The 18,798-nt window shown below is 64.2% G+C and carries 9 protein-coding genes and 1 pseudogene; 4 read left to right on the top strand and 6 right to left on the bottom strand.

The window, feature by feature from the left end:
* Nucleotides 1–294 precede the first annotated feature (294 nt).
* Nucleotides 295–1,503 carry an acyl-CoA dehydrogenase family protein gene (locus AC3WUT_RS05150; protein ID WP_492345994.1) on the bottom strand — a complete coding sequence of 403 codons (1,209 nt, stop codon included), beginning with the start codon at nucleotides 1,501–1,503 and terminating at the stop codon, nucleotides 295–297.
* A 244-nt stretch (nucleotides 1,504–1,747) separates the two neighbouring features.
* The gene (locus AC3WUT_RS05145; protein WP_492345993.1) at nucleotides 1,748–2,266 is read right to left on the bottom strand and encodes a nucleoside 2-deoxyribosyltransferase; all 519 of its coding nucleotides are present in this window, start codon (nucleotides 2,264–2,266) and stop codon (nucleotides 1,748–1,750) included.
* 297 nt (nucleotides 2,267–2,563) lie between these two features.
* Between AC3WUT_RS05145 and AC3WUT_RS05140 the strand changes: the two genes are divergently transcribed.
* Nucleotides 2,564–4,312 (top strand): methyl-accepting chemotaxis protein, encoded by a 1,749-nt coding sequence (locus AC3WUT_RS05140; protein WP_492345992.1) that lies wholly within the window; start codon nucleotides 2,564–2,566, stop codon nucleotides 4,310–4,312.
* Nucleotides 4,313–4,385: 73 nt separating this feature from the next.
* On the opposite strand, the gene AC3WUT_RS05135 is transcribed toward AC3WUT_RS05140, so the two are convergent.
* The 4 genes from AC3WUT_RS05135 to AC3WUT_RS05120 all read right to left on the bottom strand — a co-directional run bounded on the left by AC3WUT_RS05135 (nucleotide 4,386) and on the right by AC3WUT_RS05120 (nucleotide 9,872).
* Nucleotides 4,386–5,729: a sigma-54-dependent transcriptional regulator gene (locus AC3WUT_RS05135; RefSeq protein WP_492345991.1), complete on the bottom strand. Its 1,344-nt coding sequence runs from the start codon at nucleotides 5,727–5,729 to the stop codon at nucleotides 4,386–4,388.
* Entirely contained in the window at nucleotides 5,722–7,554 is a 1,833-nt protein-coding gene (locus tag AC3WUT_RS05130; protein WP_492346168.1) for a sensor histidine kinase, read from the bottom strand. The genes AC3WUT_RS05135 and AC3WUT_RS05130 overlap by 8 nt, the downstream gene beginning before the upstream one ends.
* 170 nt (nucleotides 7,555–7,724) lie before the next feature.
* Nucleotides 7,725–9,032: a dicarboxylate/amino acid:cation symporter gene (locus tag AC3WUT_RS05125; protein WP_492345990.1), complete on the bottom strand. Its 1,308-nt coding sequence runs from the start codon at nucleotides 9,030–9,032 to the stop codon at nucleotides 7,725–7,727.
* Between the two features lie 318 nt (nucleotides 9,033–9,350).
* Nucleotides 9,351–9,872, bottom strand: coding sequence for a GGDEF domain-containing protein (locus AC3WUT_RS05120; RefSeq protein WP_492345989.1), 522 nt, complete (start codon nucleotides 9,870–9,872; stop codon nucleotides 9,351–9,353).
* Between the two features lie 365 nt (nucleotides 9,873–10,237).
* Between AC3WUT_RS05120 and AC3WUT_RS05115 the strand changes: the two are divergent.
* From AC3WUT_RS05115 to AC3WUT_RS05105, 3 genes and pseudogenes are all read left to right on the top strand, one after another.
* Nucleotides 10,238–10,597 (top strand): annotated as a pseudogene (locus AC3WUT_RS05115) (DUF7933 domain-containing protein); the annotation flags it as partial.
* A 30-nt stretch (nucleotides 10,598–10,627) separates the two neighbouring features.
* Nucleotides 10,628–12,025, top strand: coding sequence for a beta strand repeat-containing protein (locus tag AC3WUT_RS05110; protein ID WP_492346167.1), 1,398 nt, complete (start codon nucleotides 10,628–10,630; stop codon nucleotides 12,023–12,025).
* Nucleotides 11,974–18,756 carry a DUF7933 domain-containing protein gene (locus AC3WUT_RS05105; protein WP_492345988.1) on the top strand — a complete coding sequence of 2,261 codons (6,783 nt, stop codon included), beginning with the start codon at nucleotides 11,974–11,976 and terminating at the stop codon, nucleotides 18,754–18,756. The genes AC3WUT_RS05110 and AC3WUT_RS05105 overlap by 52 nt, the downstream gene beginning before the upstream one ends.
* Nucleotides 18,757–18,798: the final 42 nt, after the last annotated feature.

Genomic DNA, 18,798 nt, shown 5'->3' with positions numbered 1-18,798 from the left:
GCCCAGTGTCCGTGACGGTGCCGGAACCAAGGCCACCCGGATCCCAACGGTGTTCCAAGACCGACGACCTCATTCAGCAGCCGAGTCTGCCTGGGCAGAAGGTCGTTGTGGCACCGCGTCTTGTACCCCTGATGGCATCTGCGGCCTTCGGTGGCGGCCGCAATAGGTCACCCGGGTGGGGCAAGGTCTTCATCGCAGCGCACAGGGGGGCGGTGTCGAGCCCAGGAGAGTTCCGCGGGAGCCCAACCGGTCCGCTGGCGCAACACGCTGAGCGGACCGCCATCTTGGATGGCCTCAGGAATAGAAGCTGGGCGCCGGCGCTTGCTCATGGAGGGCCCACTGGCCCAGCTCATTGAGCTTGTAGTCGATCGGGTCGTGCAGGCTCTGGGTGCGCAGGTTGCGCCAGAAGCGGTCCAGGCGCAGGGCGCCGTGGGTGGCGCGGGCGCCTGTCACCTCGAACAGGCGGCTGCTCAGGTCCAGGCCGTAGCGGCTGCTGGCTACCTTGGCGGTGGATACGGCCACGGCCACCTGGCCACGCTGCTCGGCCGTGAGCTGGTCGCCCTGCTGCCAGGCCGCATCGAACAGAGCGGCGGCCCGTTCGACCAGCAGGCGGCTGCTTTCCAGGCCGACCCAGAACTCGCCGTAATGGGCCAGCACATAAGGGTCCTGGCCGGCCTCGCTGACCCCCGACTTGAACCAGGGCCTCGACTCGGTGCGGGTGAAGCGGCGTGCTTCCTCAAATGCCCCCTCGGCCACTCCGAGGAACATGTGGCTGAAGATCAGCTGCGCCAGCAGGGGGCGCAGGCAGGCCTGGGGGGTGCTGAGCGGGCCAGGCTTGAGCAGCAACTCGCGCTCTTCCACCCGGACCTGGTCGAAGGTGACGCTGCCGCTGTCGGTCTGACGCTGGCCCATGTTGTCCCAGTCGCCATGCAGGGTGATGCCGGGGCGCGTGGTGGGCACGGCGGCGATCAACAGCTTGCCGGTGGCCTCGTCCAGGGCCGAGGCGATCAGCATGTCAGAGTCGGCCGAGCCCGAGCAAAAGCTCTTGCGCCCTGAGAACACATGCCAGCCGTCGTGGTGCTGTACCGTGGTGCGTTTGTCCAGCGGGTTCAAGGCATTGCCCCAGAACCAGCGATGTTGCACGGTATCGGTCAACCAGGGCTGCCATTGGGCGGGCTCGGCGAACAGGCGCACGGTGGCCAGCATCAGGTGGTGAAAGCCGAACACGTGGGCCAGCGAGCTGTCGACCTGGGCCAGCCGTCGCACCACACCCAGCGTGGTGCGCCAGTCGGCGCCCAGGCCGCCGAGTTCGGGGGCCACCGACAGGGCGAGCAGACCGCTGGCGCGCAGTGCATCGCGCTCGGCCTTGGGGGTGCCTCCGGCCTGATCGCGTGCGGCCGCGGTGGTGGCGAACTGGCTGGCCAGGGTTTCGGCGCGGTGCAGGGCCTGGTTCAGGGCGGTGTGGTGGACCGTGTCGGCTGAGGGTTGGGGTTGGCGTTTCATGGCAATCGGTGCGAGGGCTGTGAGTCACTAACTGAGGGCGTCGAGTGAGGGTGTTGAAGGCGGCCGCCAGCCTAGCCCGGGCTGCGCCCACTGTCGATGCGCACATGCCCGTGGTTGCCCGAGGTGGCCCGAAATCGCCCGCAGCCTCGGGGCGCTGCTCAGCGCAGGCCCTTCGATGGCGTGGCTTGAACCCGTCCTGCGGCAAAGCGCGATGAGCGCAGGCCCCATTTTCATTGCGGTGGCTTCAACCGGGCCGGTTGCCCCAGTCCGCGGCCATGGCCTGCAGGCAGGTGGCTGCATTGCCCCGCACCAGTCGCACGCTGCAGGCCAGCATCAGGTTGAGGGGCAGGCCGAAATCTTCCACCTGGTAGCCCTGTGTGTCGAACCGACGCCCGTCTTGTCTCAGCTCATGGGGGACACGCTGCGGCAAGGGGCGGTCATCGTCCACATAGGCCCACACGGGCTTGCCCAGCGCGTGGGCATAGCCCACTTCGAACACCGTGCCCGAGTCGGGCTCCAGGCCGCGGAAAGGGTTGAGGTTGGCCATCACGGCGTCAGCTTGCCGGATCGCGGCCAAGTTGCTTTGCAGGATCCAGTGGGCGAGGGCCGCGCCCGCCAGGTCGGCGGGCGGGCTTGGGTCTGTCGGGTAGTGCCCCACAAAGCCGTGCTGACGGCACTGCTGCTGCAGGGCGATCCCGTGCCGAGCTGCGTCAGGACGGAATACGTCGAAACCGGCGAGGTAGAGGTGGGCGGGGGATGTCATGGGCGCTAGGGTGCCACAAGTGCCTGAGGTGTTGATCGTCGCTCGCCCTGAGCCTTGCTGATCGTCAAGCGTTCAAGATCCATGAGTGACAAGGTGCATGTTCTATAAAAGAACAAATACAGCAAATAAAGCATTTAAAGCAATGAATCTTTGAAGTCGCCCCTTGTTTTGCGACGAATTTGAGATTTAAATGTCGTTTAAATCAAATTAAATGATAACAATGCTTGCCAATCATTGTTTTGTGGCTATGATGACAAATGATTTTTTAAACAATCCATTGGCATGACGGAGGCCAGCATGAATGCGTTGAGACAATTGAAGATCGGTGCCCGCCTGGGCTTGGCATTTGCCGCGGTGCTGTTGCTGCTGACCTTGCTCGGCGCCTTTGGTGTCTACCAGATGAACCGGGCGAACTTTTATGCCAATGACCTGGGTACCAACTGGCTGCCCAGTGTCAGGGTGCTGGGTGAGGTGCGCTCAAGCTTGGACGCAGTCCGCCGCGTGGCCCTGCGCCATGTGATCGCAGAGGCCGCAGACGAAAAAAAGGCCTTGCGCAAGCGTCATCAGGAGACGATCAATGTCACGTTGCCAAAGCTTTTCACCCAATACGAGGCGCTGATTGCCTCGCCCGAAGAAAAGTCACTATACGAAGACATGCGTGCCAAATGGGCCCGCTACCGCAGTGCTGAAGACAACATGCTCGAATCTTCTGACGGAGGCGAAGCCACACTGGCCGCGACACGTGTGCTGGCTGGGGGCCTGGTGTCGACCACGTTCAACGACGCACAGGCGGCCATGGAGCGGCTGCTCGAGCTGAACGTGGCCGGTGGGCGCGATGCCAATGCTGCTGCGGCGGCCAGTTATGCGCAATCCCTGTACCTGTCCGCGACGGTGATCGTCGGTGCGCTGGTTCTGGGGGTGGTGTTGGCGCTGCTGGTCACTCGATCGATCACGGTTCCCTTGAGTGCCGGGGTGGCTGTGGCTGAAGCCGTCGCCGATGGTGACCTGACCTCCAACTTCGAAATCCAGGGCCGCGACGAGGCGGCTGATCTGCTGCGGGCCCTGCAGCACATGAATGAACGCCTGGCAGACATCGTGGGCCAAGTGCGCCTGAGCAGCGACAGCATCGCCACCGGTTCGGCAGAAATCGCCACCGGCAATGCCGACCTCAGCCAGCGCACCGAGCAGCAGGCCAGCAACCTCGAAGAGACGGCGGCCTCGATGGAGGAGCTCAACAGCACGGTCAAGACCAATGCCGACACAGCCCAGCAGGCCAACCGGCTGGCGTCGGAAGCCACCCAAGCCGCGGAACAGGGGGGTGCCGTGGTGGGCCGGGTGGTAGCGACCATGCAGGACATCTCGGCATCCTCGAAGAAGATCTCGGACATCATCGGTGTGATCGACGGGATTGCCTTTCAGACCAACATCCTGGCGCTGAACGCGGCGGTGGAAGCGGCCCGGGCCGGAGAGCAAGGCCGCGGCTTTGCCGTGGTGGCCAGCGAGGTGCGCAGCCTGGCCGGGCGTTCGGCCGAGGCAGCCAAAGAGATCAAGACCCTGATCGGCGCCAGTGTCGAAAAGGTGGAGGCCGGCACCACGCTGGTAGACGAGGCCGGCCAAAGCATGGAGGGCATCGTGACCCAGGTGAAGCGCGTGAGCGCGTTGATCAGCGAGATCTCCAGCGCCTCGATGGAGCAAAGCAGTGGCATCAGCCAGATTGGCGATGCGGTGAACCAGCTCGATCAGGTGACGCAGCAGAACGCGGCCCTGGTCGAAGAAAGTGCGGCCGCTGCCGACAGCCTGAAGAACCAGTCGCAGCGACTGGCCGAACTGGTGTCGGTGTTCAAGATCACTGGGCAGCCCGCCCGCCTGGGGCAGGCCAACCCGGCGCCACTGCCTTCGCGCCAGTTCGGCAAGGCGCCGGCAATGGCGCCCCTGACCAAGGCCGCTGCACCGAGTCGGCCCACCCTGGGCAAGTCGGCCAGTCCGGCCTTGACCAGCTCGGCCAAGTCGGCGGCGGGTGGCAACGAAGACTGGGAATCTTTCTGATCCAAGACGCAAGCGCGGCTTGGTACCACCGGGCCCAGCCCGGTGGCCCACCCTCAACCTGGTCCGCAAAGGCTCAGGTGCTGCCCTGATCCAGCCCGTGCTTGCGGATTTTGTCGTGCAGCGTGGTCTTGGCCACGCCCAGGGCCTCGGCGCTGCGCGCGAGGCTGCCGCCATGGCGGCGCAGGGCATCGGCAATGAGGGCGCGTTCAAAGGCCTCGACCGTGCTGGCCAGCGCTTGCGCGGGGGCGGGGCCGGTTGCCTCTGAAAACGGGGGCGACCCCCCTTCGATGCCCAGTACGCAGCGCTCGGCCACGTTGCGCAGTTCACGCACATTGCCGGGCCAGTGGTAGGCCATGAGCTGGCGCATGCGCTCGGCGCTGGTCTCGGGGGCGGTGCGCTGGTGGCGGGCGGCGCCCTGCAGCGCAAAGTGCTCGAACAACAAGGGGATGTCTTCGCGCCGTTCACGCAGCGGCGGCAGCGGCAGGGTGGCCACGCTCAGGCGGTAGTACAGGTCGGCCCGAAAGCCGCCTTGGTCCGACAGGGCCAGCAGGTCGGTCTTGGTGGCGGCGATCACGCGGCAGTCGATCGGGATCAGGGTGTTGGAGCCCAGGCGCTCCAGGGTGCGCTCCTGCAGCACGCGCAGCAGCTTGATCTGCATGCCCAGGGGCATGCTCTCGATCTCGTCGAGGAACAAGGTGCCGCCGTTGGCGTGTTCGATCTTGCCGATGCGTTTCTTGGCAGCGCCGGTGTAGGCACCTGCCTCGTGGCCGAACATTTCGCTGTCAAACAGGGTGTCGGGCAGGCCGCCGCAGTTGATGGCCACAAAGTGGCCCTGCCGGCGCGCGCTGGCCTCGTGCAGGCAGCGCGCCACCAGCTCTTTGCCGGTGCCGGTCTCGCCCTGGATCAGCACATCGGCCGCGCTGCTGGCCAGGCCCGCCAACCGCTGGCGCACGCGCTGCATGCCGGGCGCCTGGCCCAGCAACTGGCCTTCGATGGTGTCGCGCTGGGCCAGTTGGCGCCGCAACTCGCGCACCTCCAGCACCAGGCGGCGTTTCTCCAGGGCACGGCGCACGGCACCCACCAGGTACTCGGGGGCGAAGGGCTTCTGGATGAAGTCGTGGGCGCCGTCCTTCATGGCCTGCACCGCCATGGCGATGTCGCCATGGCCGGTGATCAGCACCACGGGCAATTCGGGGTCCAGGGCCATCAGCTCGCGCATGAAGGTGAGCCCGTCGCAGCGTGGCAGGCGGATGTCGCTGACCACGATGCCCGCAAAGTCGGCCCCCAGACGCTTGCGTGCCGCCTCGGCACTGCCCACGCTGTCGCAGGCGATGCCTTCGAGTTGCAGCGCCTGCTCGCAGCCCAGCACGATGTCGGGGTCGTCTTCAATGATCAGAACTTTGAGGGCGTCAGTCATGGGGTGGGCTCGGTGGGTCGGTTGGCACGTCGAGGGCTCTTGGAAGCTCCAGCGTGAACAGGGCGCCGCCGTCGGGGTGGTTGGCGCCGCTGAGGCTTCCCTGGAACTCGCGCACGATGCCGGCCGACAGGGCCAGGCCCAGTCCCAGACCGACGCCGGCCTCTTTGGTGGTGAAGAAGGGCTCGAACAGGTGGGCCTGCGCGGCGTCGGCCAGCCCGGGGCCGTGGTCGCGTACACGCACGCGCACCCGGTCGGCCTCCTGGCTGCAGGCGATCTCGATGCGGGGGCGCTGGGGCGGATGCACCGCGTCCAGCGCATTGCCGATCAGGTTGATCAGCACCTGCTCCAGCCGGTTGCCGTCGCACAGCGCCACAGGGCAGGGGCTGTTGGCCGCGCGCACGATGTCGGCGCGGCTTTCGGTGATCCGGCCCTCCAGCACGGCCAGGGCATTGTCCAGCGCCTGATCCAGCGGCACGGGGCGGCTGGTCGCAGGCGACTTGTGGGCAAACGAGCGCAGTTGTCCGGTGATGCGGCCCATGCGGTCGGCCAACTGGGCCATGCGTTCGAGATTGGTTCGGGTGGTGGCCAGGTCGCCCCGCTCCAGAAATCGCAGGCTGTTGCCCGAGAGGGTGCGCAGGGCGGTCAGGGGCTGGTTCAGCTCGTGCGCGATCCCGGTGGACAACTGACCGATCGCGGCCAGCTTGCCGGCCTGCACCAGTTCGTCCTGGGCGGCGCGCAGGTTGGCTTCGGTGCGGGTGCGCTCGGTCACCTCAGCCTGCAACCGGTGGTTGCTGGCCCACAGGTCGGCGGTGCGCTGGTCTACCTTGCGCTCTAGCTCGTCGTGGGCGGCCTGCAAGGCCTCGCGCGCGGCCAGCCGGTCTTTCAGGTGGCGGCGGCGCTCATTGAGCATCAGGCCCAGCACAAACAACAGGGCCGCACCGATCAAGGCGATCAGGGCACGGCTTTGGGCAATCTCATCCACCTGCTCCAGGTGCGACAGCACGGTCAAGGTCCAGGGCGTGCCGGGCAGGGCCCTGGACTGCGCCAGAAAGCGCCCCGCCACGGGGTAGACCGAGACCATCTCGGGGCGCTCCTTGGCGATGCTGACCAGGCGGGCGCCGTGTTCCAGCTCGCGCAGTTCACGCAGGCCCAGGGGCTTCAGGGCGCGACGGTTGTACTGCTGGGTCTGATCGAAGGCTTTGGCCGTGGCTTCGTCGAGCGGACGCAGGGTGGTGAACTTCCAGTCGGGCACCGAGCCCAGGATGACGACGCCGTTCTCGTCGCTGACCATGACTGGCGCCTCCACCGTGGTCCAGGACTGCTCCAACTGGTCCAGGCTGACCTTGATCACGGCAACGCCCTGGGTGCCACGCGGGTCCACCAGGGTGGAGGCCAGGTAGTAGCCGGGCTCACCGCGGGTGGTGCCGATGCCGAAGAAACGGCCGCTGCCGTTGGCCACCGCATCGCGGAAATACGGGCGGAACGACAGGTTTTCGCCCAGGTAGCTGTCGGCACGGCGCCAGTTGCTGGTGGCCAGCACCTGGCCCTGGGGGTTGATCACGTAGATGGCCAGGGTGCCTGCGCGGTCGTTGAGCTGCTCCAGGTAGGCATTGACCCGGCCTGGCGATTTCTGACCGGCGGGATGGGCCAGCAAGTCCAGCACGTCGGCTTGCAGCTCCAGGGTGCCCGGAAGGAAAGCGTATTTGCCGATCTCGCGCTCCAGACTGGCGGCATACAGATCGAGCCGGTGCAGCCCGGTGGTCTGCATCTCGGCCAGGCCCAGGCGTTGCGCCATCTGATACGCGCCCAGGCTGCTCAGGCCCATCAGGGCCAACAGCAGCAAGACAATGGGGGCGAAGCGCAGTACACGCGGCAGGTGGCGTGTGAGGGGTGGGCTGACGAGGCGCTTTGAAAGACGTGGGGACAGGCGTGGAGGCATGGGCGGCAGACGGGGATGGTAGCAGCGCCGCCAGCCCCCAGGGGGCTGGGGGGTCCTCAGGCTCGGGCGGCCACGGCGCTGTCGTCGCCTTCCACCGGCAGGGCTTCTTCAGCCTCGGCCAGGGCCGGATCGACGGGCGAGATGGCGCCTTCCCATTTGGCCACCACAGCCGTCGCAATGGCATTGCCCAGCACGTTGGTCATGGTGCGGCCCATGTCCAGAAAGTGGTCGATGCCCAGAATTAGCAGCACACCTGCCTCAGGCAGCTTGAACATCGGCAGCACGGCCGCCACCACCACGAGCGAGGCCCGCGGCACACCGGCAATGCCCTTGCTCGACACCATCAGCACCAGCAGCATGGTGATCTGAGCGCTCAGCGGCATGTCGATGCCGTAGGCCTGGGAGATGAAAATCGCCGCAAAGGTGGTGTAGATCATCGAGCCGTCGAGGTTGAACGAATAGCCCAGCGGCAGCACAAAGCCGGTCACGCGCGGGCTCACGCCAAACTTCTCGAGCTGCTCCATCAACTTGGGGTAGACCGATTCGCTGCTGGCGGTCGAGAAGCCGATCAGCATCGGTGTGCGCACCAGCTTGACCAGGCGGAACACATCGCGGCCCAGCACCAGGAAGCCGGCGCCGATCAGCACCAGCCACAGGCAACCCAGAGCCAGGTAGAAGCTCAGCATGAAACGGCCGAACACGCTCAGCATGCCGATGCCCTGGGTGGTGATGGCCCCGGCCACGGCACCGAACACGCCCACGGGGGCGAAACGCATCACATAGTCCGTGACCTTGAGCATCACATGCACCACCTCATCGAGGGTGGCCACCAGCGAGCGGGCGGCCTGGTTGTGCAGGTGGCCCAGTGCCAGGCCGAAGAACAGCGAGAACACCAGGATCTGCAAGATCGAGTTGCTGGCCATCGATTCGACGATGCTCTTGGGGAACACCTGGGTGATGAACTCTTTCAGGTTGAGCGACCCGGTCTTGAGCTGGGTGCTGGTGCCCACGTCGGGCAGCGGCACGCTCAAGGCAGCCCCGGGCTGGAGCAGGTTGGCGATCACCAGACCCAGCAGCAGGGACATCAGCGAGGCCCCCAGGAACCAACCCACAGCGCGGGTGCCAATGCGGCCCACGGCTTTGGAGTCGCCCATGTTGGCCAACCCGGCAGCCAGCGTGGCAAAGACCAGTGGCGCAATGATCATCTTGATCATGCGCAGAAAGATGTCGGTCAGGATGCTGAAGTAGCCCGCGATGTCTTTCGCGGCTTCGGGGCTGGGAGCGAATTCATGGCAGGCGTAGCCGACCAGCACGCCCAGGACCATGGCCAGGATGACCAGGGTGGTCAAGCGATTGAGTTTCATGTTGTTTTCCGATGGATGCGATCTGTCGTCCGGAGGGGTAGAAATCCCTGGCGACCGGGCCCCACCCAGCCCACGCCAGCCCCTCTGCAGGGGCTTGGCGCGAGTCGGATCAGTTCTTGTCTCCAGGAAATCCAGGGCCACGCCAGGCGCAGCCGCCTTCTGTTTTGCACGGAGCGTGCCAGTCTTTGCCTGAGCGGAGAGGCTTGATTTGAAAGGAGAATTTCAAGCCGGCATGGCGGCTATGGTCGGTTTCCCGAACCTGTTGGCCCGCAGGCGTTCGGAAATCCGAATGACGTTGTGGCGCCTCGGGTGCTTGCCTCAGGGCAGGCAGGTGACCCGGTTTCGACCGGCGGCCTTGGCCTGGTACATGGCGCTGTCGGCGCGCTGCTGCAGGCTTGGCAAGTCGAGGCGGCCATCCGGGCTGTGCGCCACGCCAATGCTGGCTGTGATCTGCAGCGAATGCCCGCCCACGTCGATCGCCAACTGCTCGATGCTGAGCCGCAGGTGCTCGGCCACCCGCAGGGCCTGGCTCAGGTCGGTCTGCGGCAGCAGCACCCCGAACTCCTCGCCGCCGATGCGGCCCACGACATCATTGTGTCGAACCCCTTTTTGCAATGCCCTGGCGGCGACCTGAAGCACTTTGTCGCCTGCCGCGTGGCCGTGTTGGTCGTTGACGCGCTTGAAGTGGTCCAGGTCCACGAACAGCACGGAGTAGCCTCGTCCAGCGTCGGCGCCGGTCTGGATCAGGGCCTGGCTTTGGGCCTGGTACGCCCGGGCATTGAACACGCCGGTCAGCGCGTCATGGGGTGAGCCCCGAGCCGTCGTCTGTTTGCGCGTCAATGTTCTGCTTTGTGCCGCTGCAGGTGAGAGGGGAGCATTGGAAGTCCTGCATGCCGATTGCTGGTGCAGGGCCACTTTTGGGTTCACAGCGTGTTGGGCCCGCTGATTGGCCTGTGGCCAGTTCTCGCTCACGGTATTGATATCGCAGGTTGCTGTGACCAAGCAAGTCAGTTGATTCAAGTAGATCGAATTGGTATCAAAAATATCAAAAAACAAGGATTCACCATCGTGTTTTCGATCTGAAAATCATTGATCTGAGTCAATATTGTAAATATTTGTTGATTCAACATGTCTGAAGTGATTATTATCACTTAATTGATATTTATGATTCTCCATCTTTGTCAAAGGTGGATGATAAAAATGGCATGTCATCAAGGTTGAAGTTCATGAAGAGTAATCGTTGGGGATGGCGGATCTGGTTCGCGCTGTTGGCTTGCCTTCCGTCTTTGAGCTTTGCAACTGCGACGATCAATCTTTCTTTCAGCCCGGCGACGATCAACCCCGGGGACCCCTCGACCATGGCGGTCACGTTGTTCAACAGTTCCTTGAACTCGTTGAACAGCGCCGCGGTCACCCTCAACCTGGCCTCTGGGGTCACCATCGCCTCCGTCCCCAATGCGAACAATGGGTGTGGTTTTACAGCGGTCAGTGCGCCAGCCAATGGGACGGCTGTGATCTTGTCTGGTGGCACGGTGCCCATGGCAACCTCTGGGGGGCCTGACGGATCGTGTACGTTCGCTGTGGCGGTGAACTCGGTGAGCACCGGCAATCACACCTCCACCATTCCCGCCAACGGGCCGAGCAATGGCTTCACTGCAGGTGGAAACACGCCAGGCTTTTCGGCTTCGGACAACGGCAGCACGGTGACCAATGCCACCGCCGCAAGCGCGACGCTCGCCGTCAGTACATTGACGAATCCGACCGGCACGTTGGCCTACTCGCCCTCAACGGTTTATGTCGGTGAAGGAACCACACTCACCATCACGTTGAACAATCCCAATGCCAGTGTCAGCTTGCCACTGACAAGCCTGACCCATACATTGCCAGCAGGTATGGCAATCGCAGCGACGCCATCGGCTTCAACCACGTGCTCTGGGGCCACCTTGAGCTCGCCCGGTGGCGCTGGCTCATCTGTCGTGGCGGGTGACACCAGCATCACATTGACAGGCGGAACCATCGCGGGAGGTGGGAGCTGCAGTTTCAGCGTGGGTCTGAAGGCGCCAGTGACGTCGGGCGGCGGGTCAGTGACCGGTTCGGTCGCATCCAACGGCATTGGCAATGCACGAGGCCTCGGTAGCAACGCTTTCAGTAGTACGTTGAATCTCAACGATCCGGTGTCAGTTTCGCAGTCCAACAATGCTGGTGGCACGGTGCGGGCTGGGCAGGCAGTGACATTGACGCTGACCATCACCAATGGTTCGAGCGCCAATGCGCTCAATATCACCAACTTCACTGACAACCTGGCCGCAGGGCTCGTGTTCAATGCCGGCATTGCGCCCAACGTGAGTTGCACAGGCGCCGGGGCCAGCAACGGAACATTGACTGCGACGGCAGGGGCCAGCGTTCTGACTTTGGCCAATGCGGTTGCCGGGCCCAGCGGGCATTGCACGATCACTGCAGGGGTTTCGATGAATGCAGCCGGTACTCTGTCCAGTACCTCTGCCACCGCCACGCCCAGCACCCTGATGAGCAATGCGGCCGTCAGCCCGACAAACCTCAAGGTTCCCTCATCCTCCACAAGTTTGACCGCCGCCTCGGGCCTCACGGTCTCCAAGTCGGTTTCTTCGAGCAATCCTTATGCCGGTCAGGCGATCTCGTACACCATCACCATCACCAATTGGTCAGGCGGGGCGTTGAGCAATGTCAATTTGACCGACAACCTTCCAGCCGTCACGGCGAACCAAATGGTGTTGTCGTCAGGCAGTGCATTGGGTGCGGGATGTTCCGGGGGCACTTTTTCAGCGGCATCAGGTGCATCAGGGGCTACGTGGACTGGGGGATCTGTGGCCGCAGGCAGTGGCACTTCGGCGGGTACCTGCACAATCACCCTGAATGCCACCATGCCCGCCGCGGCCAATGTGGGGATGTTTTTACCAACACCTTGCCAGCCAGTACCGCAGTCACCGCCACCGACAGCAATTCCAATTCACTGACCAACCCCAGTTCGGCCTCGGCGGTGGCCACGGCCAAGGCATCGATGACGGTGTCCCAGTCTTTCTCGCCCACCAACATCACGCAAGGTGGCACAACCACGCTCAAGGTGGCCTTCAACAATCCGACCGCCAGTGCCATCACCAACACGGCCTTCACCGATGTGTTGGACGCCAACCTCAGTATCGCCTCGCCGCTCTCCATCACCAGCACCGGGTGCACAGGATCGACACCTGTGCTGACCGCCGTGGCTGGGGCAAGCAGCTTTTCTGTGTCTGGTCTCACTGTGCCCGCCAACAGCAGCAACACCTGTTATGTTCAGATCACTGTGACATCGTCGGTGATCAGTATGGTGTCGCGGCTGAACGCCACCATTGCGGCCAACAACGTGACCAACGACCAGGGGCTGTCCAACAGTGCCGTAGTGGTTGCATCCACGGGTGTCAGGGTCAACAGTGCCATCAGTGCGTCCAAACAGTTCAGTCCGAGCTCGGTCGGTGTGAACGGCATCAGCCGGGTCACTATCACCATCACCAATGGCAGCACCATGGCGCTGACCAACCTGTCGCTGACGGATCCCATGCAGACGGGGGCGAATGCCTTTGTGGTCTCCAACTCACCCAACGTGAGCAGCACCTGTGGCGCTGGCGCCAGCGTGACCGCACCCGCGGGCGGGACATCGGTCAGCATGTCCGGTGGCGTGCTGGCGGCCGCAGGCAGTTGCACGTTGTCTTTTGATGTGCGCATGACCAGTGGCTCCAGTTGGACCAACACCATCGCGGGCAGCAACACCAGTGGGGGCATCACCTCCGCTGAAGGGGCTTACAACACCACTACCGTGACCGCATCGGCTTCTAACTCGCTCACTGCGGCCGCGGCTTTCAGCCCCAGCAGTACGTCGCTGGGGGGCACGTCACGATTGTCGATTACCGTGACCAATGCAGGCTCCGTGCCTTTCACCAACCTGTCATTGAGCCCAGCCATGCAAACCGGCGCCAATGCGTTTGTGCTGGCCAGTGCGCCACGCGCAAGCAGCACCTGTGCAGGCAACCCCACGATCACGGCCACAGGTGCAAGCACGTCGCTTTCGATGTCAGGCGCTACGCTGGCGGCTGGGGCCAGTTGCGTGCTGTCATTTGATGTGATCACCACAGCCGGTGGGCCCTGGACCTACACCTTGGCAAGTGGCGCGATCACCACAGCCGAACTGGCCACCAACTCGGGCTCCACCACGGCCAGCCTGAGCAAGTTGACTGGCACCGCGCTGAGCATCAACAAGTCCTTCAATCCTGTCAGCATCGTGGGTGGCAACCCTTCGGTGCTGCGCATTGATCTGACCAATTCCAATGCCTTCACGGTTAACGGCGTCGCCTTGACGGATGTGTTCCCGACAGGGATGTTGGTGCACTCTGTGCCTGGCGTTACCACAAACTGCACCAACGCGGTGATTTCAGCACCCACTGATGCCACCCAACTCGGCATTTCCAGCATCGACATGACTGCAGGCTCAAGCTGCTACGTTGCGGTCAATGTGACTTCTGTCAAGCCATTGAACTTGACCAATACGATCGCCGCGGGGGCTGTGAGCTCCAGCCAAGGTCTTAGCAATTCGGCGGCAACCTCTGCCAGCCTGTCTACCCTGCAAGGGGTCGGAGTGCAGAAAGGCTTTTTGCCAACCGCGGTATCGCCTGGACAGACCTCGCGTCTAACGGTCAAGCTGGTCAGTACCTTGAATACCTTGTCGTTGTCCAACGTGTCGGTCACCGACAGCCTTCCAGTGGGCGTGGTGATCGCTGCGACCCCCAACCTGGCCACCACTTGCAACACGTCGCCCACCGCCACGCCAGGGGGCTCCAGTGTCAGCATCAGTGGGGTCGCGCTTGCTGCTCAGGCCAATTGCACGTTTTCTGTGAATGTGACGGCCGCCAGTGTGGGCACCTACGTGAACACGATCCCTGTCAGCGGGGTGAGTTCTTACGAAGGCTATGCCAACCAGACGGCGGCCTCGGCCACCTTGACCGTGGCCAGTGCGCCGACCGTATCCGTGGCCTACGGCACGGCGGCGATTCAATCCGGCAGCACCACGACCCTGACCACGACTGTGACCAATACCAGCGCACAAGCGCTGTCTGGGGTTTCTTTGACCAACAGCTTGCCAACAGGGTTGACGGTCGGATTGACGCCCAACTCCAGTACAACCTGCTCGGGTGCTGCGATCACTGCGGTTGCCTCTGGTGCCAGTATTGCGATTTCGGGTGCCTCCCTGGCTGCTGGCGCCAGTTGTACGTTTGTGGCCAATGTGACAAGCAACACACCCGCCACCTATGTCGACACCGTACCCATTGGTGCTGTTGCCAGTACGCTGGGGCTCACGAACACGGCAGCAGCATCGGCAACCCTGACCGTGCTTCAATTGCCTACCGTCTCTCAGACCTTGTCCTTGTCTGCGATCAGCCCGGGTGGCACCACTATCTGGACCGTCAGTTTGGGCAACAGCAATGCCTCGGCCGTCACCCTCAGTTCAGCGCTGACCATCAGCCTGCCCACGCTGCCGGGCAATTTGGTCATTGCGGCCACACCCGGCTTGTCCAAAACCTGCGCCGGAACTGTCACTGCGACCGCTGGATCTGGTGCATTGACCTATGCCAACGGCGCGTCCGTTCCTGCTGGGGGCTGCACGATCAGCGTCAATCTCACGGCGACTCCTTTGGGTAGCTACAGCATCTCGATTCCTGCTGGAGCACTTCAGACATCGGCAGGCAATTCGCAATTGGCCTCTTCGGTGATGTTGACCGTCACCAACACCACGCCGCCGGTGGCCAACAATTTCAGTGCGACGATGAGCAACACCGTGGCGAGCGCGCAGGTGATTGGGCCCATGAGTGGTAGCGCCAGCTCGCCAGCCACGCTTGGCAACTACACCATTCGGTCGGTGCCCCTTGGAACTTACGGCACCCTGTATTGCAATGCCGTGGCAGTGACCTCAGTGCCTTTGGTTTGTGGCGCATCCCAACTGACTTTCATGCCAGTTTCCAACGCGGTCGGCGTCACCACCATGACCTATACCGTTCAAGACAGCAACGGCGTGGATTCGGCAGCAGCGACTGGCACCATTACCATCACGCATCCCTCGGCCTGGTCGATCACCAAGACCCACAGCGGCAGCATGACCGCGGGCGGCACGGGCAGCTACACGATCACGGTGACGAACAGCGGTGGCAGCAGCACGGCGGCCAGCACGGTGACGGTGACGGACACGCCGCCTGCGGGCATGACGGTCACGGGCATGAGTGGCAGCAACTGGACCTGCGCCAACAACAGCGGCTGGTCCTGCACGCGCAGCGATACTTTGGCCGCGGCAGCCAGCTACCCAGCGATCACGGTGTCGGTGTCGATTGCTTCGAACGCCAGCACCCCGCTGGTGAACTCCACCGCGGTGTCGGGTGGCGGTGTGGCCAGCAGCGCCACGGCCACCGACTCGACCACCATCGTGCAGCCGCCGGCCTTCAAGGTCGACAAATCGGCCACAGCCAGCGTGTTGACCGGCGGCAGCATCACCTACACCGTCACGTTGACCAACATCGGAGGCAGCACCAGCGGCACCAGTGCCACGGTGAAGGATGCCCTGCCGACCGGCGTGAGTGTGACCGGCGTGACACCTGGCAACGGTGTCAGCACGGTGAACTGTGCCAACTACACCTCGCCCTTCAGTTGCACCGTCACGTTGAGTGCGGGCCTGGCGGTCAATGGCACGGCCAGCTTCAGCTACACGGCCACGGCACCGAACACGGCGGGCTCGATCACCAACTACATTGGCGTCGATCCGACCGGGGGCAGCAATCCGCCCGCCGACCCGACGACCACCTGCACACCCACCACCGCCTGCGCCAGCGCCAGCACCAATGTGACGGCAGCGGCCTTGCCGGCAGCCTGGTCGATCACCAAGGCGCACAGCGGCAGCATGACTGCGGGCGGCACGGGCAGCTACACGATCACGGTGACGAACAGCGGTGGCAGCAGCACCGCGGCCAGCACGGTGACGGTGACGGACTCGCCGCCCACGGGCATGACCGTCACGGGCATGAGTGGCACCAACTGGACTTGCGTGAGCAGCACTTGCACGCGCAGTGATGCACTGGCAGCGAACGCAAGCTACGAAGCGATCACGGTGTCGGTGTCGATTGCCTCGAACGCCAGCACCCCGCTGGTGAATTCGACCACGGTGTCGGGGGGCGGCGTGGCCAGCAGTGCCACGGCCACCGATTCGACCACCATCGTGCAGCCGTCGGCCTTCAAGATCGACAAAGCGGCCACGGCCAGCGTGCTGACCGGCGGGACCATCACCTACACGATCACGCTGACCAACATCGGAGGCAGCACCAGCGGCACCAGTGCCACGGTGAAGGATGCCCTGCCGACCGGCGTGAGCGTGACCGGCGTGACAGCCGGCAGTGGTGTCAGCACGGTGAACTGTGCCAACTACACCTCGCCCTTCAGTTGCACCGTCACGTTGAGTGCGGGCCTGGCGGTCAATGGCACGGCCAGCTTCAGCTACACCGCCACGGCACCGAACACGGCGGGCTCGATCACCAACTACATCGGGGTGGACCCGACTGGGGGCAGCAGCCCGCCCACCGACCCGACCACCACCTGCACGCCCACCACGGCCTGCGCCAGCGCCAGCACCATGGTGAACGCGCCGGATGTCTACACCACCATCAGCGGGCCGGGTTCTGTCACCAATGGTGCAATTGCCAATCTGGTGCTTGGCTTTGGCAACCAGGGGTCGGTGGCGGCACAAGGGGTCACCTACCAGCTGACCCTGTCCACTACGGTGAGCGGGGTGAGTTGCGGTGGCGCCACCTGTTCGTTCAATGTTGCGACCGGGGTGTTGACCATCACCGCCCTGCCGACCACGTTGGTGCCGGGGCAGCAGTTGTCCGTCAACGTGAGTTATCGGGCCGGCAGCACGGCGGTGGATGCGCTATTGCTGATCGGCACCAGCAGCCCCGGAGAAACCCCCACGGCCAACAACCAGGCCGGCATGCAGACCACCGTGTCGGTCTCGCGTGCTTCGACCCAGGCCGACCCCACCACCGCGATCCGGGCACCGGCCACAGCCTACCCGGCCACCACGGTGGCGGTGGATGTGAGCTTTACCAACCTGGGGGCTGACAACGCCGCAGGGTTGGGTTATGCCGTCACCGGCTTCCCCAACACCGGCACGCCGGCCCTCAGCTACAACGGCATCGCCTGCAGCTGGAACCTGGCCAGCGGTGCCGCGACCGGCTGCGGCCTGCCCAACACCCTTCCGGTGGGGCAGACAATTGCCCTGCGGGCCAGCTACACCGCGCCTGCATCGGGCTCGGTCACGCTGACCTCGACGGTCAGTTCGACCTCGGCAGATGCCAACAATGGCAACAACGTTGCGACCGCCACCACCACCGTGGTGACCCAGCCAGTCACGCCGCAGGCCGATGTGACCACCACCGTATCAGTGCCCAGCCAGGCCAATGGGGGCAGCACGGTGCTGGTTCCGGTCAGCTTCCAGAACCTGGGGCCCGCGGCAGCCGCGGGTGTGGGCTATACCTTGAACCTGAGCGCAGGGGCGGGCTCGGCTCAGATCACCAACAACGGTGTGCTGTGCACCTACAGCGGCGGTAGCATCACTGGCTGCAATCTGCCCACCACCTTGGCCGTCGGTCAGGTGGTGAACTTGGTGCTGAGCTTCACGGCTCCGGCTGCCCCGGCTGCGGTGACAGTGACCTCCACGGTGAGCACCAGCACCGCCGAGTCCAATGCCAGCAACAACAGTGCCACCGGCAGCTTGTCGGTGCCCACCCTGCAGCCCACGGGCACGATCTCGGGCCGGGTGTGGTACGACGCCAACCGCAATCGGCGTTACGACAATGGTGAGGTCGGGCGCGCCAACTGGAGTGTGGACCTGCTCCAAGGTGGCAGCCCCATCGCCCGCACCAGCACCGATGCCAATGGGCAGTACAGCTTCACTGGTCTGGCCGACGGGGTGTACGCGGTTCGATTCATGCCCTGGATGGGCAACGGTACCACGCCCGTCAGCGGGGAGAGCGGCAACGCTGTCATCGGTGGCGGTATCCCTGGTCAGTCCATCCTGGACAACATCGTCATTGCCAATGTGGGCACGCGCAATTTCAGGCTCAAGATCGGTGGCGACGTGGTCACCGAGCAGAGCCTGCCGATCGATCCCTCCGGAACGGTGTACGACAGCAATACGCGGCAGCCCATCAGTGGCGCCACCGTGACCTTGGGCTATGCCTGTGGCGCCGTCGATGCCAGCTGGCTGGCGGGGAACAGCACCGTGACCACCGGGGCAGACGGTGCCTACGCCTTCTTCCTGTTGCCTGCGGCACCTTCAGGCTGCAATTACACACTCACGGTCAGCAAGGCGGGCTACACCTCGCCCAGCACGGCGATTCCGTCCTCGGGCAGTTGGTCGGCGGGGGACGGGGCGGTCACGGGGGTGAGTGGAGCGCCGTCAGGCGGGCAGGCGACAACCTATTACCTGTCTGGCCCCAAGCCCACCACGGATGTCACCAACAACAACATCCCGCTGGATCCGCAGGCCGTGGTGAACGGTGGATCGCCCGCGTCGGTGCCCACCTTGTCGACCTGGGCCATGCTCCTGCTGATGACGGGCATGGCGGCTCTGGCAAGCCCACGCGTGGCGCGCAGGCGCCGCGTGAGCAGGGACTGAGGTCTGATCGGGCCCGTGGCGCGGCGCGCCCCGAGGCCCCGA

The organism is Curvibacter sp. EU05-FHT14A10, assembly GCF_058791075.1.
The sequence above is the reverse complement of the archived record's forward strand: the minus strand, read 5'-3'. Positions and strand labels throughout refer to the sequence as shown.